Origin of the sequence: Flavobacterium psychrotolerans (genome assembly GCF_003097635.1) — a bacterium.
In the GTDB taxonomy this organism is placed as follows: Bacteria; Bacteroidota; Bacteroidia; order Flavobacteriales; family Flavobacteriaceae; genus Flavobacterium; species Flavobacterium psychrotolerans.
This window is the reverse complement of the sequence record NZ_QCZI01000009.1, coordinates 107,656-124,717: the sequence shown is the minus strand read 5'-3', so window position 1 is coordinate 124,717 and position 17,062 is coordinate 107,656. Positions and strand designations below refer to the sequence as shown.

The window sequence follows — 17,062 nt, the reverse complement described above, 5'->3', positions numbered from 1 at the left end:
TTTGCACCCTGATTTTGAATAACGATAAAAGATAAGCATAATGTCAAGAGTTTGTGACCTAACAGGTAAAAGAGCGATGGTGGGAAATAATGTTTCTCATGCGATGAATAAAACCAAAAGAAAGTTTTCTGTAAACTTACTTAAAAAACGTTTTTATCTTCCGGAAGAAGATAGATGGATTACTCTTAGAGTGGCTGCATCTACAATAAAAACAATCAATAAAAATGGAATCGCTGCAGTTTTGAAAAAAGCACAAGCAGGCGGATTTATTAAATAATCCATTCCTAAATAAATATAAAGATGGCAAAGAAAGGCAATAGAATACAGGTAATTTTAGAATGTACTGAACACAAAACATCAGGTGTTGCAGGGACTTCAAGATACATAACAACAAAGAACAAAAAAAATACTCCAGACAGATTAGAGATTAAAAAATTTAATCCAATCTTGAAACGTGTAACTGTTCATAAAGAAATTAAATAATAATTAATTAGTCATGGCAAAGAAAACCGTAGCATCGTTACAGACATCTTCAAAGAGATTATCAAAAGCCATCAAGATGGTGAAATCTCCTAAAACAGGTGCATATACATTCGTAGAATCTATTATGACTCCTGAAGAAGTAGATGGATTCTTGAAAAAGAAATAATTACAATTGAACTATATAGAAAAGCTACTTTCATTCGGAAGTAGCTTTTTTATTTTCTACATTTACCACTTGAAAAAGTAGGAGCAAAATGTTTGGGCTCTTTTTACTTATGTAATTCCTGCTGTACGTTACAATCCATTCGCCCCAGCGAATGGGATTTTTACTTCCATCAGGGCTAAGGATAGTTTTTTTGGCAAGTTTATAAATTTTTATTTTTTTAAGGAAAATAAAAGTCTAATGATATTGGAAATCGTAAATTAATAATAAGATAGCTTCGTTTCTCACAATGACAAAATCGTAAATTAAAATGAGTTTTTTTAAAAAAATATTTTCATCCGATAAAAAGGAGACATTAGACAAAGGGTTGGAAAAATCAAAAGCTTCCTTTTTCTCCAAACTAACAAAAGCGGTAGCGGGAAAATCGAAAGTCGATGTTGAGGTTCTCGATAACTTAGAAGAAATTCTCATCTCATCCGACGTTGGCGTCAATACGACTCTTAAAATCATCACTCGAATAGAAAAAAGAGTTTCTGAAGACAAATATTTGGGAACGGATGAACTCAATCAAATTCTACGCGAAGAAATTTCGGGATTGCTCTCAGAAACTAATTTAGGGGAAGCTACAGAATTCGTAATTCCCATAAATGTTAAACCTTATGTTCTCATGGTTGTTGGTGTAAATGGCGTTGGTAAAACCACCACAATAGGCAAGCTGGCATATCAATTCAAAAAGCAAGGATATAAAGTAGTTCTGGGTGCCGCAGATACTTTTCGCGCTGCTGCCATTGACCAATTGCAAGTTTGGGCTGATAGAGTTGGAGTTCCTTTAGTAAAACAACAAATGGGAAGTGATCCGGCATCAGTAGCTTTTGATACGCTTCAATCTGCCGTTTCTCAAAATGCGGATATTGTAATTATTGATACAGCAGGACGTTTGCACAACAAAGTCAATTTAATGAACGAATTGACAAAAGTAAAAAGAGTCATGCAAAAAGTAGTCGCTGATTCACCTCACGACGTATTATTAGTTTTGGATGGTTCTACCGGACAAAATGCTTTTGAGCAGGCCAAGCAGTTTACCGCTGCAACAGAAGTGACTTCTCTTGCCGTGACCAAGCTCGACGGAACCGCAAAAGGCGGAGTGGTTATTGGTATTTCTGACCAATTCCAAATTCCGGTAAAATATATTGGAGTAGGGGAAGGAATTGAGGATTTGCAAGTTTTTAATAAATATGAATTTGTGGATAGTTTCTTCAAGTAATAAGTTATAAATTTTATTCCATAAAAAAAATAAAATTATTTATCTTTACTTTGCGAGTCTTCTAAGTCTTGTTTTGGCTAATTGTTTAAGACAACCGAACGATTCTTTTTTACTTTGTATTATTGGGACTTGGTTTGGTATTATTTCTATTTGCGGTTCTAAATAAATTCAGAAATAAATAATTTACTGGTATAAAGCATTAATTTTTTGCCACAAAGTTTCATCGAAATCTGACAAAGCCAAATTCACATTATCGGCAGCATCGCCCATTCTGATGACAACCATTTTCTTGCTCGGTACCACATATATTTTTTGGTCATTTTTTCCCAAAGCCATAAACATGTCATTTGGCGCTGACGGAATGATACTTCCCGGAAGCTGTAATTGCGACTGTGGTAAATGATAACTTGATTTTCCGTTCAGCCACCATAAATATCCATAAGACAGATTAATAGATTGTGAAGTAGTTGTTGCGGCATTAAAATAATTTTCATTCACGATTTGTTCCGAATTCCATTTACCTTTGTTGAGCATCAATAGCCCAAAACGCGCCATGCTTCTTGTAGTACTCGCATAAACACTATTGTTGTCTAACACAAACCAACTTCCATTCATTCCAATTTTATCTCTTAATTTTGTGTTGAAATAGTTACTATAGGTTTGTCCGGTAGCTTTGGCAATTACATCCTGTAGCTTTACGTAAACATTGTGGTATGCCCAACGAGTTCCTGCATCAGCACTATAAGTCAGGCAATCAGGTGTGACACAATCTCCATTGGCAATATCTTCTATACCTGAAGTCATGGTAAGCAGGTTTTTATTGGTAATCAAATTCTCTTTGGCTAAAGGCAAGCTTGTCCAGCCGGTTCCCAAATAATTAGAAACCTTATTGTTTATATTCAAAAAACCTTCCTGTTCCGCAATTCCGGTTACGGTAGATGTTAGCGTTTTCCCTGCGCTCGCCCAATACCAATTTGTAGTTGCCAAATGGCCGTTGAAATAGTTTTCCAATATGATTTTTCCATTCACAAGTATGATGAATCCTTTGGAATGTTTCAATTCTAAATAATCCAATAAAGGTTGCACTGCAGTTGGGTTCCAATTCATATTGGAAATTGTTTTTGATTCCCAAATATCACCTGTTAAAGGCGGGAAATACATATTTTCATTGGAGGTTGGTTTTTCTTCATCTGAAGAACCGCAACTAATAATGGGAAAGAAAATTAGAAAGAGGAGTAGTGTTTTTTTCATTTTATCAAATTTGGAAGTAAGACTTTAAAAGTATGAAATAGTTTAATCGATTCATTTTTTTATCAATCAAAATAGTAGTATTTTTATGTTTTTAAAACGCATTATGAAAAAAGCAGCTTTAATTGCATTTATTTCGTTCCTTTCTATTGCTTGCAATTCTAAAATTAATTCTTCAGATCTATCTAAGATTAATGGGTATTGGGAAATTGAAAAGGTAATTTTCCCTGATGGAACTCATAAGGAATATACAATAAATGAAACCTTTGATTATTTTGGCGTAAAAAACAATGTTGGAATTCGAAAAAAAGTGACGCCACAATTGGACGGGACTTTTTTGGTAAATGACGATTCTGAGAAAGTAGTCATAAAAGAAGAAAATGGAAAACACTATCTCTATTATAGCACTTTTTACACCAAGTGGAAAGAGGAATTGTCTTTTATTTCAGATGAAAAACTGGTTTTGATAAATGAAGCTAAAAATGAATATCATTATAAAAGAGCAGCACCAATAACTATTTTAGGAGATGGCAAAAAGACTAAATAACGAGAGTTCCATTGGAGACGTTTTGAAAGAAATCATCCAAGTCAATAAATTACAACCCGGAATGGATCAAATTTCAGTTAAAGAAGCTTGGGTTTCCTTAATGGGCAATGGAGTTAACAGTTATACTAAAAACGTAATCCTTAAAGGAGGTACATTATATGTAGAGCTAACTTCGGCTGTTTTACGTGAAGAGTTAAGTTATGGGAAAGACAAAATAATCAAAATGATAAACGACGAACTTCGGAGGGATATTGTTACGGCCGTTGTTTTGAGGTAGATTACTTAGATCATAAGAAATCCCGCTTCTAGAATAGACTGCCCCCAAAAAAAGCAGACACTATTTTTGGGGATTACTATTCAATGAAAATTTTTACTGGTTTGATAGATGCTTTTTTGGATGTTAAAAGATACAAACCAGATGCTATATATTCTGGCAACTGATTTTTCCCATCAATAAGTTTGATGTTTTTTATACTTTGACCAGTCATTGAAATGAGGTCAAAGCAAGTCTCTTCTAATAATCCTTTTACCCAAACTTCGCGGTTACCAATCTGTTTTATATCAAAGTCCGACTTTATAAAATTGTCCGTTGCCAAATCGGTTTGGGCAAAAAGCCATTGGTACGCGGCTTTAAATTCTCCTCTCCAATAACTTTCGGTATGGGTTCCGTAGGAATCAATTTTTGTAAACACGTTTGAATTAATTACTCCTTTAGCAATTAAATTACTTTCTACCGAATTGATGTCTGAAACGATAGATGTAGTTTCTTTTTGTCCGGCAACAAAATATAGCCTTAAGTTATTTACAATATTGCTGTTATTGGTAATGTAGCTGTTTAAATCTGTTAGTGCAAACCAAAAGGCAGGACTGAATACTCCAACTTTCTCAAATTTATCTGGAAATTCACATGCTCCATATACAGAAATAAAGGCACCCATAGAACTTCCTATTAAGGCATTAAATTGTGGTTGGGTTTTTGTCTTAAAATTAGAATCGATATAGGGCTTTAAAGTTTCGGCAATAAATTGGATGTATTCATCACCTTTTCCTCCAGCGTTATAACTCGTATTTATCCAAGGTGAATATTCGTTTAAACGTTCTGAACCGCCGTTGTCAATTCCTACTACGATGGCCCCATAATCCCCTTGGTTAAATAACGTATTTAAGGTTTCATCTATTTGCCATTCTCCAGAAAATGAGGTGGCATTATCAAAGAGATTTTGTCCATCTTCCATATACAAAACGGGGTAGGTTTTTGTTGAAGTGTAATAGTCTGGTGGAAGATAGAGCCAAATTTTTCGCGATTTATTCAATTGTGGCATAAAAAAAGTAGGATTCAGAATCTGTACATTGGATGCAGCTGTGCTGACAGAATTACTTCCGCTGATGTCTTCCCAGGAAAGAATGGTAAAATTTAGTGTTTGTGGTAAACCAGTAAAAGTAAATGTTCTATTGGGTAAGAATCCACCAGAAGCGTTTCCTTCATCGGTTGGCCAACTGCCTCTTGTGAACTTAAAATTTACGGTTCCTTTGCCTTCAGGAATTATAATTTGCCAACTGCCTAAGCCATCCGATTGAAGAAGGTAATTTGCATCTCCAGGATTCCAAGTATTAATATCGCCGGCCAAATATATAGGAGCATTGGCGGGTGTATTGCTAGGAATAGAAGTTATATTAATAGTTACCTGACAGATAGTAAATTGGTATACGAGTAATGTAAGGGATAAAGAAATAAATTTCATGAATTTAATTTTAGTTTAGTAAAATTAGGTAAATTTTTATCAAAGAGATGTAAATAGAAGAAATGTTTTCTAAATCAAAAGTTAATAGAAAGGAGGATGAAATTTTAAAATGTATTTTTGTCAAAATAAAAACTCCAAAAAATAGTTATATAAAAGGATCCAATAAATTATTTAGAATGAAAAAGATTAAGTTTTGTTTTTTTACTGTTTTTGTGGTATTTCTTATCAGTCAAGCTATTTTGGCGCAAACGGATATCAATAAATTAGATGATAAAGGGAAAAAACAAGGTGTTTGGAAAGGCATTTATCCGGAATCCAAAAGACTAAGATATGAGGGGACTTTTGACCACGGAAAAGAAATTGGTATTTTTAATTTTTTTGATGATACAAAAGCACAATCCATAATTGCCACTAGAGAATTTAATAGTAAAGATAATTCAGTGTATACTATTTTTTATGATCAAAAAAAGAATAAGGTAAGTGAAGGGAAACAAGTCAACAGATTGTACGAAGGACAATGGAAATATTACCACGAATCCTCAAAAGAAGTTATGACCATTGAAAATTATAAAAAAGGAAAACTTGATAAGTTGCGCAGTGTTTTTTACCCAAGTACAAAAATTGCAGAAGAAACCAATTATGTGAATGGTGTTAAACAAGGGAAATATAAAAAATATTCCGAAAAAGAGGGTGTGGTTCTTGAAGAATCGAATTATAAAAACGACGAATTTGATGGTCTGGCAGTTTATAAAGATCCGCTTGGGAATATAGTGGCTCAGGGAAAATATGTGAATGGAAAGAAAAAAGGAATCTGGCAATTCTTTGAAAATGGAAAACTGGTAAGTGAAGAAAATATGTCAAAGGTTAAGAAAGTCGTAAAACCTAAAACCAAATAAATTTTAAATTGTACTTTTGCAGGTAAATTTTTGTAAATGAAACGTGTAGTTGTTGGGCTTTCGGGAGGTGTAGATTCTAGTGTTGCTGCTTATTTATTGCAACGGCAGGGGTATGAAGTTATTGGCCTTTTTATGAAAAATTGGCATGATGATTCCGTAACCATATCTGATGAGTGTCCTTGGTTGGAAGATAGCAATGACGCCCTTCTTGTTGCCGAAAAACTTGGGATTCCTTTTCAAACGGTTGATTTAAGCAAGCAATACCAAGAAAAAATCGTTGACTACATGTTCAGCGAATATGAAAAGGGGCGCACTCCAAATCCGGATGTTTTGTGCAACCGTGAAATTAAATTCGATGTCTTTATGAAAATTGCACTAAGTCTTGGTGCCGATTATGTTGCTACAGGCCATTATTGCAGAAAAGGAGAAATTGAAGTTGATGGAATGCCAGTTTATCAATTGTTGGCGGGGGTTGATGAGAACAAAGACCAATCGTATTTCCTCTGTCAGCTGTCCCAAGAACAATTGGCTAAATCATTATTTCCGATTGGAGAATTAACAAAACCAGAAGTGCGCGAAATTGCTGCCGAAATGGAATTGGTCACCGCTGATAAGAAAGATTCTCAAGGATTATGTTTTATTGGAAAAGTGCGTCTGCCAGAATTTTTACAACAAAAATTACAAGCTAAAGCTGGGTTGATTTTCGAAATTGATCCCAATCAAGAAATCTATACTTTGGAAAAACCCACTCATAAAAACCAAGAAGAAGCACTCGTTTACGAATCTACTTCTATTGACTATACTCCTGAAATGGGAAAAGTGGTAGGCAAGCATCAAGGAGCTCATTATTTTACAACAGGGCAAAGAAAAGGACTCAATGTAGGAGGAACTAAGGAAGCATTATTTGTAATAGCGACGAATGTAAAAACCAATACGATTTATACAGGCCAAGGAAGTCAACATCCTGGATTGTTTAAAAAAGCACTTTTTGTTGCCCAATCAGAAGTGCATTGGATTCGTAAGGATTTGGCGATTGCTAATATGGAAACCATGAAAGTGATGGCAAGAATCAGATACCGTCAACCTTTGCAAAGTGCCACTTTATATCAATATGAAAACGGGATATATGTTTCTTTTGATGAACCCCAATCGGCAATTACTCAAGGTCAATTTGTGGCATGGTACCATAGAGAGGAATTGTTAGGTTCAGGAGTGATTTCATAATTTTACTTCGATAGAAAATCGCCAATTCATTAAAGCTTAATCGCGGAATATATTCATTTATATACAATGAAACTGTTATCCTCTGACCGAAAAATCCTGAAAAAATAATGAATAAAATCACGCAACTTTTCAAAATAAAATATCCAATAATTCAGGGTGGAATGATTTGGAATAGCGGGTACAAATTAGCAAGTGCCGTTAGTAATGCCGGTGGTTTAGGGTTGATTGGGGCTGGGTCTATGTATCCCGAAGTTTTAAGGGAGCATATCCTTAAATGTAAAAAAGCTACGGATAAACCTTTTGGGGTTAATGTACCCATGTTGTATCCAAATGTAGAAGAAATCATTAAAATCATTATTGAAGAAGGGGTGAAAATTGTTTTTACTTCGGCTGGAAATCCAAACACTTGGACTGCGCTATTAAAAGAAAATGATATCACGGTTGTTCATGTAGTGAGTAGTTCTAAATTTGCATTAAAGGCACAAGAGGCGGGGGTAGATGCCGTTGTAGCGGAAGGTTTTGAAGCTGGAGGGCATAACGGAAGGGATGAAACAACTACGCTGACTTTAATCCCGATGGTTAAGGAACAAATTAAGATTCCGTTAATAGCCGCTGGAGGAATTGCCACAGGGAAAGGCATGTTAGCCGTCATGATTTTAGGTGCCGATGGAATTCAAGTCGGAAGCCGTTTTGCAGCTTCCGTTGAGTCCTCATCTCATGAAAATTTCAAAAAAAAGATAACAGAAACTAAAGAAGGGGATACGCAATTAACCTTAAAAGAGTTGGCACCTGTCCGCTTGATTAAGAACAAATTTTATCAAGACGTTCAGGATTTGTATGCAAAGTGTCCAACAATTGACGAATTAAAAACCTTACTCGGAAGAGCAAGGGCAAAACGAGGAATGTTTGAAGGGGATTTGATTGAAGGGGAATTAGAAATCGGGCAAATAGCCGGAATGATTCACGAAATCAAACCTGTTAGTGAAATTGTAAATGAGATAATCCGTGAATTTGAATTTTCGAAAACAGATATAAAAAACATGAATTTTTAATTGACTACTTTTGTAGCCAAATTATTTAAAAAATGATGCGCCTAAAAAAAATATTTTTGATTTTATTCCTAATAGTGGGAATGCAATATTCATATTGTCAAATTTATAAATTCCAATCGACAGGTTTTAGCGTTTTGGAAAAAAATGATAAGGGAGATTGGGGAAAATGGTCTGATTTACAAAATACGTCCTTAATCATTACACTAGATACAAATAAAAACAGAATTATCATATATTCTCAAGAAATTCAACTTTACAAAATTGTAAATTATGAAACCAAACAGGTGAGTGGGGATAATGAAATTAATGCTTTTACCTGTAGCAATGATGATGGGGAGCCTTTTGTGATTTCTATTATTACCAGAAAAAATCAAGGAAATAGAAAGCAGCTTTATATCAATCAAAAAAAGGTTATCATTGTATATAATATTGTAAATTTTATCGATACAATTAAAAAATAAACTTTATATTATTTTAGTTATTCGTAAATTTTATGGAATCACTACCGGTAGATAGATTCCTTTTATCGGACTTTTTTTTCTAAACTTCTAGATTACGTTTAACTCATTTTTTGTTATTTTAATCTTAAATAAAATTGAAAATTATTTAAAAAGAATAGAATATTGCCGCTCAAAATGACTTTTTCATTTTGAATTATTATGCTAAAATGCTTAATTTGTCTTTAAAATAGCATTAATCCTTTTTTTAAGGTACGATATTTATTTCAAAAATTATAATGAAATAGTTTGTATCAATCCTTAGCTTAAATTTTTCTAAAATGATTGCCCATTGCATTTATTTAGAAAATGTAATAATATCGTGTCAATAAAGTCGAAATGGCATTAGTTTTATTTTCTTTTGGTATTGCAATATTCAAATAATCAAGCATTTAAACAAGTGTTAATTTTTTAACGGTTATTTAAGGCTATTTTGTAAAATGGATACAAATTTTTTTCTACACATCGGAGCGGTATTATTTTTATACTTTTCATGGTTGGCAAGGGTTTAAATTGCCAAATATTAAAATATTTTTAGTAAAATTGATTGTAATAATAAAAAAAGTTGCATTTTTGTAATAGTGTATATAATGTTGTTATTTTTTAACACTTGCTATGTTTTTGTTTAATTCCTAAAATAATTGATCGCTTTTGTTGAATTATTATAATAAATTTTTTGTTTTCGAAAACGTTATATATTTGCCTTTTAAATTTCCTAATTTGTCAATTTGTATGCTTATGAGAATTATTACTCTTAGTAGAAAAAAAATATTTCAGATCTTCTCTTTTTCGGCATTTTTTCTTAGCCTGACAAGTATATCTGCGCAATGTCCCACAGTTGCAAATTCAAATCAGACCTTTTGTGATTTACAATTACCTACAATTGGCAATCTTGTTGCTACGCCTAATGGTAATGGTGTAGTTTGGTATGATACGGCAACTTCGGTAACGCCATTGTTAAGTTCAGCCGATTTAATAAATGGAGAGGATTATTTTGCAGATGACAACTCAGGAAGTTGTGGCGTAAGACAAAAAGTAGTTGTGACTATTTATTTACCTCCAACCGGAAATTCTCTTCAAGGGCCGTGCGTGTCAGATTTAAATGAAGCTACAATTGCAAATTTTACCCTAGTTGGGAATAATATAAAATGGTATTCAGGACCTGCTGGAGGATCTCCCAAGCTTTTAACTGAGGTTTTGGTTAATGATAATATATATTGGGCAAGCCAAACAAATCCGAATACAGGTTGCGAAACTTCTAGGTATGCAGTAAGAGCAACGGTTAGTTTGGTTCCTGTTCCTACGGGGAATCCATTACAAAAATTTTGTAATGATCCCTCAAGTCCACCAACTGTGGCTAATTTAGTTGCCAGTGGGAGTAATAATTGGTATTCCGCTCCCTCTGGAGGATTCCCATTGCCAACAACGGCGCTATTAGTTGATGGAAAAGATTATTATGCCACCACAGTTGTTCTTCCTTGTGAGAGTGCAACTCGTTTTCAGGTTACTGTTTCTTTAGGAAAGATCAATAAAGCAGGAACAGCTGGAACAAAAAATATTTGTATCACTGATGTAGCTGCGACGGCTCCTTTTAATTTGTTTAATCTACTTGGAGGAACTCCAGATAATACGGGGTCTTGGACTGGTCCATTACCCACGATTAACGGGAATTTAGGAACGGTAGATGTTTCTACTTTAACTCTTCCTGGGGATTATAAATTCACCTACACCGTAGTTGGAGATGGGGTTTGTCCGCAAGCTCCACAAACAGTTACGATTACTGTTGTGCCATTACCTGTGGCTTCTATAGCTGCCAATCCTACAGTTTGTTCAGGATCAAGTACTGTTGTGAATTTTACCGGAACGCCAAATGCTACCGCGACCTATAACGTGGGTGGTGGAGCAAACAAAACAATTGTGTTGGATGCAGGAGGTAATGCAACCTTGGTGACTCCAGTATTACTTGCAGATGTTACTTATAACTTAATTAGCGTAGCTTCAGGTATCCTGCCGAGTTGTGGTCAGGTACAGCCGCAAAGTATTGTGATAAAAGTTTTGCCACTGCCGACAGTTGTTATTTCGCCTAGTACCACAATTTGTGCTAGCTCAAGTGCTACTGTAACTTTTACAGGAACACCGGATGCAACGGTAACTTATACAATAAATGGGGGAAGCAATCAAACTATAGTTTTGAATAGTTTAGGTTTAGGTTCAATAGTAAACACTTATGCCGCGACAACTACTTTTACATTGGTTAGTATAGCAACAGCAGGTATGCCAAGTTGCGTTAAAATTTTAGCTCAAAGCATTACTATAACGGTGGTTGACCCAATTGCAAGTGTAAGTGTTCCCAATACAACAGTTTGTTCATCAGCAAGTCCTACACTAAATTTTACAGGAACGCCAAATGCAATAGTCACCTATAAAGTCAATGGTGGTTTAGATCAAACGATACAGCTCGATAATTCAGGAAAAGCAGCAGTGCCAACGAATTATGTTTTAAACACTACAATAACTTTGGTTAGTGTGGTAACAACTGTTGCTCCAATTTGTAGTAAACTTTTGAACCAAAGTATCATATTAACGGTAATAGATCCAACGGCAAATGTAAGTGTAGATAAACCAATTGTTTGTTCGGCGGATAATAATACCATATTAACTTTTACGGGTACGCCAAATGCAATAATTACCTATAAAGTCAATGGCGGTCTAGATCAAACAATTATTCTTGATGGTTCAGGAAAAGTAACTTTAGCAACTAAATATGGTGCAAACACTACAATAACCTTAGTAAGTGTGGTGACAACGGGTGTTCCAGGTTGTACTAAACTTTTGAACCAAAGTATTACGATTACGGTAATAGATCCAACCGCAAGCGTGAGCATTAATAACGCAACAGTTTGTTCGGTAGATAATACTCCAGTAACTTTTACAGGTACGCCAAATGCAATCGTTACCTATAAAATCAATGGTGGTTCAGATCAAACAATAGTACTAGATGGCTCAGGAAAAGCAATATTAGCAACAAGTTACTCCGTAAATACCACAATAACTTTAGTGAGCGTGGCGACAACTATTGCCCCAATTTGTAGCAAACTTTTGAATCAAAGTATCACCATAAAAGTGATAGACCCAACTGCAAGTGTTAGTATCGACAACACGACTGTTTGTTCGTCAGATAATACTCCGGTAACTTTTACAGGTACGCCAGATGCCATAGTTACTTATACAGTTAATGGAGGTGCAAACCAAACGATTACACTTGATGGTACGGGAAAAGCGACGTTAGCAACTAAATATGGTGCGAATACTACAATAACTTTAGTAAGTGTGGCAACTACAGGTGTTCCAAGTTGCAGTAAACTTTTGAACCAAAGTGTCACGATAACAGTAATAGATCCAACGGCAAGCGTGAGTGTTGATAACGCCACAGTTTGTTCTGTGGATAATACTCCGGTAACTTTTACGGGTACGCCAAATGCAATCGTTACCTATAAAATCAATGGTGGTTCAGATCAAACAATAGTACTAGATGGCTCGGGAAAAGCAACTTTAGCAACAAGTTACTCCGTAAATACTACAATAACTTTAGTGAGTGTAGTGACAACAGGTGTTCCGAGTTGCAGTAAACTTTTGAATCAAAGCATCACTATAAAGGTGGTAGACCCAACCGCAAGTGTTACTGTCGACAACACGACAGTTTGTTCGTCAGACAATACTCCAGTAACTTTTACAGGTACGCCAGATGCCATAGTTACTTATACAGTTAATGGAGGTGCAGACCAAACGATTACACTCGATGGTTCAGGAAAAGCGACGTTAGCAACTAAATATGGTGCAAATACTACAATAACTTTAGTAAGCGTAGTGACTACAGGTGTTCCGAGTTGCAGTAAACTTTTGAACCAAAGTATTACGATATCAGTAATAGATCCGATGGCAAGCATGAGTGTTGATAATACCACAATTTGTTCGTCAGGGAATTCTACAATAACTTTTACGGGTACACCAAATGCAATAGTTACATATACGGTTAATGGTGGTTTAAACCAAACGATTACACTTAATGGTTCGGGTACTGAGACATTGGCAACGAATTACGCCTTAAACACGACCATAATTTTAGTAAGTGTAGCGACAACAGGTGTTCCGAGTTGTAGTAAACTTTTGAACCAAAGTATCACGATAACAGTAGCAGATCCAACGGCAAGTATGAGTGTTGATAATTCAACCATCTGTTCAAGCTCTAATGCCACAGTTACATTTACAGGTACTCCGGATGCCACAGTAACTTATACTATTAACGGAGGAGGTAGTCAAACAATACTTCTAAATAACTTGGGTGTTGCGACTATAACTAATTCATATGCTTCACCAACAACGTTTGATCTCGTTAGTATAACTTCCTCAGGTACACCAGGATGTAGTAAATTGCTAACGGGTTCAGGTTCCATTACAGTTGCTGTTTTACCTTTGCCAACCGCTGATCTTATTACTGCCTCAAATATTTGTTTGGGTTCAGATGCAACTATTACTTTTTCGGGTACACCAAATGCGACCGTTACGTATACAGTAAATGGAGGAAGTGATCAATCAATTGTTTTAGATGGAGCGGGAACTGCCGTAATTACTACTGCATTATTAGCCACCACTACTTATGCTTTAGTAAAGGTTGATTCTTTTGGATCGCCAAGTTGTAGTAATCCATTAAATAAAGCGGTTACCATAAACATCAATCCATTACCAACAGTTAAAATTTCTTCTTCCAATACTGCAATCTGTTCTGGTAATAATGCAAGTATAACTTTTACTGGAACTCCGAATTCAATTGTTACCTATACCATTAATGGAGCGAATAGTTCTACTATAAATATCGGCTCTTCTGGAGTTGCCACTTTAAATATTGCATTGATTGCTACATCTAAATTTGACTTAGTAAGTATTGCTCTAGATGGTCCACCAAGTTGTAGTCAGGTTCAATCTGGATCTACAACAATCAACGTGACGCAACCTCCAAAAGCGGGAAGCAACGCTAACCTTTCTATATGCAGTGGAGGGGGGGAGCAAAATTTATATTTGTTATTGGGATCTTCTGCACAAGCAGGTGGGACATGGAAACCCGCTTTAGCAAGTGGTACTGGAATGTTTGATCCAAAGGTAGATGTATCGGGTGATTATATTTATACCGTATCAGGAACTCCGCCTTGTGCGAATGATACCGCTTTAGTAACAGTAACAATTCTTCCGGCTTCCGATGCAGGAATTGACAGATCTGCAAATTTATGTTCGAACGCAGTTCCTGTAGATTTAATTACTTTTCTTGGTGGGACACCTCAGACAGGTGGAACATGGTCTCCTGCTTTGAAGAGTGGTACTGGCGTTTTTGATCCTTCAATTGATTTGGCAGGTACATATGTTTATACTATTAGTGGTGTTGCACCTTGCGGAGATGATACCGCTACCATTACAATGACAATTACACCTGGTCCAGAGGCTGGAACATCTCAAAATGTTGTCTTCTGTCAAAATAGTGCAAAACAAGATTTATTCTCACTTTTAGGTACTACTGCACAATCGGGAGGAACGTGGTCTCCTGCTTTGGTAAGCGGTTCTGGAATTTTTGACCCATCAGTAGATTTGGCTGGAGTTTATACCTATACCCTTAGCGGAACTCAACCTTGCGATAAAGATACCGCTACTGTGACCGTGACAATCAACCCAATTCCGGATGCAGGTATTGATAATACCGTAGCGATATGTTCAAATGTAAATCCTGTAGATTTATTTTCTTACCTTCTTGGGACACCACAATCAGGAGGAACTTGGACACCTGCTTTAGATAGTGGAACAGGTATGTTTAATCCAAAGATTGACACGGCAGGAAAATATACTTATACGGTTGGAAGCACATTTTGCACAACGGATTCTGCAGAATTAACCATAAATATTACCCACGGTCCAGATGCCGGATTGCCAGGAACCCTAACTTTATGTAAGACAAGTGGAACACAAGATTTGTTTGCAAGTTTAAAAGGAGCTCCAGACTTGGGTGGAACTTGGTCTCCTGCGCTTGCTAGTGGTTCAGGAATTTTTAATCCAGCAGTAGATCCAGCGGGAATTTATACGTACACCCTTAGCGGAAATCAACCTTGCGATAATGATACCGCAACGGTAACAGTGACTGTAGATCCGATACCCAATGCAGGAACTTTTGTTGGTGTTCAAAAGGTTTGTACTTCAGCGGGAACATTTGATTTATTTACTTTGTTGAAGGATAATCAATCCGGTGGAGTTTGGACTGATGGTGCAAATTTACCTTTAACATCAAGTACCATTACTATTTCAACGTTTACTCCAAATACCTATAGTTATACTTACACGGTTACCAACTTATGTGGAAGCGATTTTGAAACCGTACAATTTACGGTACTGCCTAATCCGGTATTAAATTCTTCGAATATTGCGGTTAGTTCTGCTAATTGTAAAGGGAATAATGTAACAGTATCCTTGTCTAATATGGTTGAGGGCAGTTATATTATAGATTATTATCTATCAATACCTAATGAGTTACTCAATCAAAGTGCAAGTGTATCAATTGATAATAAAGGAACAGGTTTCTTTACTATTAATGCTTCGGCTGTACCTAATGATGGGACTACAACAATTACAATTTCTAGAATCACAAATGTATTATCTGGATGTACGACTATTGTCAATCCAAATATAACCGCTCAGATTATTATACGCCCAAGTTCTAATTTGGAAAATACCAATTTGAGCATAGTTAATATTTGTATAGGAAGTGATGCTACAGTTTCGATTAGTAATGCTGTTGGTTTGCCTGATGGGGATTACCAATTCAATTATACGGTTAATACGATTCCTCCAGGCACACCAAGCACAGGGATTACAGGAATAGTTAATGTTTTAGGTGGTTCTTCGGTATCGCCCTTTACAATTCCAGCTTCTTATTTGTTAACTGCTACGAATTTTAATTTTTCAATCAATGCAATTACCAGTCTTTCTTCTGGATGTAATAATTTAAGTGAAGATGCTAATGTAGATTTCCAAGTGTTTCCAATACCAAATGCTTCAGGCGCAACACTTAATGCAGCAACAGCCTGTATCAATTTTTCAAATGAAGTAACCATCTCTGGAGCCAATAGTTTGAGTGATGGATATTATGACATTATTTATCAATTATCGGATGCAAGTACTGCAACAGCGACAGTTCCTGTTCTCTTTAGTAGTGGAAAGGGAAGTTTCATGATTCCAGGTACGGATTTAAATAACTCTGGGAATGTAACCGTTACTATTTCCGAAATTAAATCTCAAGTAAGTTCTTGTGGAACATCAGGTAGTACTTTAATTCCATTTGCATTTGTGGTAACTCAATTAGATACTCCAATTCTTGTTTCAAAAGGAAATGAATTCTGTGACTATGAAAAACCTACAATTGCGAATTTATCAAGCAATATTTCAACTTCAGAAACAGTAGTTTGGTATGATGCGGCTACTGGAGGTACTGCATATAATACCACCGATTTACTGGAAGACGCAAAGGTTTATTATGCCGCTCTAAAATCAACTTATGGTTGTGAAAGTTTAATTCGTTTGCAAGTGACTACGGACTTGAAAAAATGTAAAGACCTCTTGATTCCGGATGGTTTTTCGCCAAACAATGATAATGTTAACGATACGTTTGAAATTAAAAATTTAGCAGATGCTTATCCGAATTTTAAATTAGAAATCTTTAACAGATACGGAAATGTACTCTATAAAGGGAATATAAATACGCCATTTTGGGATGGAACTACTTCAGAAGGTGGAATAAAATTAGGAGACTCTTTACTTCCAGTAGGTGTTTATTTCTATATTTTAGAATTCAACGATGGAGTTAATAGTCCAAAACAAGGCCGAATCTATTTAAGTAGATAAATCAAATA

At 35.6% G+C, this 17,062-nt stretch carries 13 protein-coding genes; 11 read left to right on the top strand and 2 right to left on the bottom strand.

Going from position 1 to position 17,062, the window contains the following annotated elements; genetic code table 11:
* Positions 1-40: 40 nt before the first annotated feature.
* The 4 genes from rpmB to ftsY all read left to right on the top strand — a co-directional run bounded on the left by rpmB (position 41) and on the right by ftsY (position 1,910).
* Positions 41-277, top strand: a complete 237-nt coding sequence (gene rpmB / locus DB895_RS08665) for a 50S ribosomal protein L28 (RefSeq protein WP_116724961.1) — start codon at positions 41-43, stop codon at positions 275-277.
* 23 nt (positions 278-300) lie between these two features.
* A complete protein-coding gene (gene rpmG, locus DB895_RS08660) occupies positions 301-483 on the top strand; it encodes a 50S ribosomal protein L33 (protein WP_017495179.1) in 183 nt (60 codons plus the stop codon).
* 13 nt (positions 484-496) lie between these two features.
* On the top strand, positions 497-649 hold the full coding sequence (locus tag DB895_RS08655; protein WP_116724960.1) for a DUF4295 domain-containing protein: 153 nt from the start codon (positions 497-499) through the stop codon (positions 647-649).
* A gap of 307 nt (positions 650-956) precedes the next feature.
* Positions 957-1,910, top strand: a complete 954-nt coding sequence (gene ftsY, locus DB895_RS08650; protein WP_116724959.1) for a signal recognition particle-docking protein FtsY — start codon at positions 957-959, stop codon at positions 1,908-1,910.
* Between the two features lie 183 nt (positions 1,911-2,093).
* On the opposite strand, the gene DB895_RS08645 is transcribed toward ftsY, so the two are convergent.
* Positions 2,094-3,161 carry a serine hydrolase domain-containing protein gene (locus DB895_RS08645; RefSeq protein WP_116724958.1) on the bottom strand — a complete coding sequence of 356 codons (1,068 nt, stop codon included), beginning with the start codon at positions 3,159-3,161 and terminating at the stop codon, positions 2,094-2,096.
* 103 nt (positions 3,162-3,264) lie between these two features.
* Here DB895_RS08645 and DB895_RS08640 point away from each other — a divergent pair, with 103 nt between their 5' ends.
* Entirely contained in the window at positions 3,265-3,705 is a 441-nt protein-coding gene (locus DB895_RS08640) for a hypothetical protein (RefSeq protein WP_116724985.1), read from the top strand.
* Positions 3,686-3,982, top strand: coding sequence for a DUF721 domain-containing protein (locus DB895_RS08635; RefSeq protein WP_116724957.1), 297 nt, complete (start codon positions 3,686-3,688; stop codon positions 3,980-3,982). The genes DB895_RS08640 and DB895_RS08635 overlap by 20 nt, the downstream gene beginning before the upstream one ends.
* Before the next feature lie 76 nt (positions 3,983-4,058).
* Here the strand turns inward: DB895_RS08635 and DB895_RS08630 are convergent, their stop codons facing one another.
* A complete protein-coding gene (locus DB895_RS08630; protein WP_116724956.1) occupies positions 4,059-5,447 on the bottom strand; it encodes an alpha/beta hydrolase in 1,389 nt (462 codons plus the stop codon).
* 176 nt (positions 5,448-5,623) lie between these two features.
* Between DB895_RS08630 and DB895_RS08625 the strand changes: the two genes are divergently transcribed.
* From DB895_RS08625 to DB895_RS08605, 5 genes are all read left to right on the top strand, one after another.
* Positions 5,624-6,343 carry a toxin-antitoxin system YwqK family antitoxin gene (locus tag DB895_RS08625; RefSeq protein ID WP_116724984.1) on the top strand — a complete coding sequence of 240 codons (720 nt, stop codon included), beginning with the start codon at positions 5,624-5,626 and terminating at the stop codon, positions 6,341-6,343.
* A 36-nt stretch (positions 6,344-6,379) separates the two neighbouring features.
* Positions 6,380-7,567, top strand: coding sequence for a tRNA 2-thiouridine(34) synthase MnmA (gene mnmA, locus DB895_RS08620; RefSeq protein ID WP_116724955.1), 1,188 nt, complete (start codon positions 6,380-6,382; stop codon positions 7,565-7,567).
* Positions 7,568-7,674: 107 nt separating this feature from the next.
* Positions 7,675-8,619: an NAD(P)H-dependent flavin oxidoreductase gene (locus tag DB895_RS08615; protein ID WP_116724954.1), complete on the top strand. Its 945-nt coding sequence runs from the start codon at positions 7,675-7,677 to the stop codon at positions 8,617-8,619.
* A 32-nt stretch (positions 8,620-8,651) separates the two neighbouring features.
* Entirely contained in the window at positions 8,652-9,080 is a 429-nt protein-coding gene (locus DB895_RS08610) for a hypothetical protein (RefSeq protein WP_116724953.1), read from the top strand.
* A gap of 774 nt (positions 9,081-9,854) precedes the next feature.
* Positions 9,855-17,054 (top strand): gliding motility-associated C-terminal domain-containing protein, encoded by a 7,200-nt coding sequence (locus DB895_RS08605; RefSeq protein ID WP_166426955.1) that lies wholly within the window; start codon positions 9,855-9,857, stop codon positions 17,052-17,054.
* Positions 17,055-17,062: the final 8 nt, after the last annotated feature.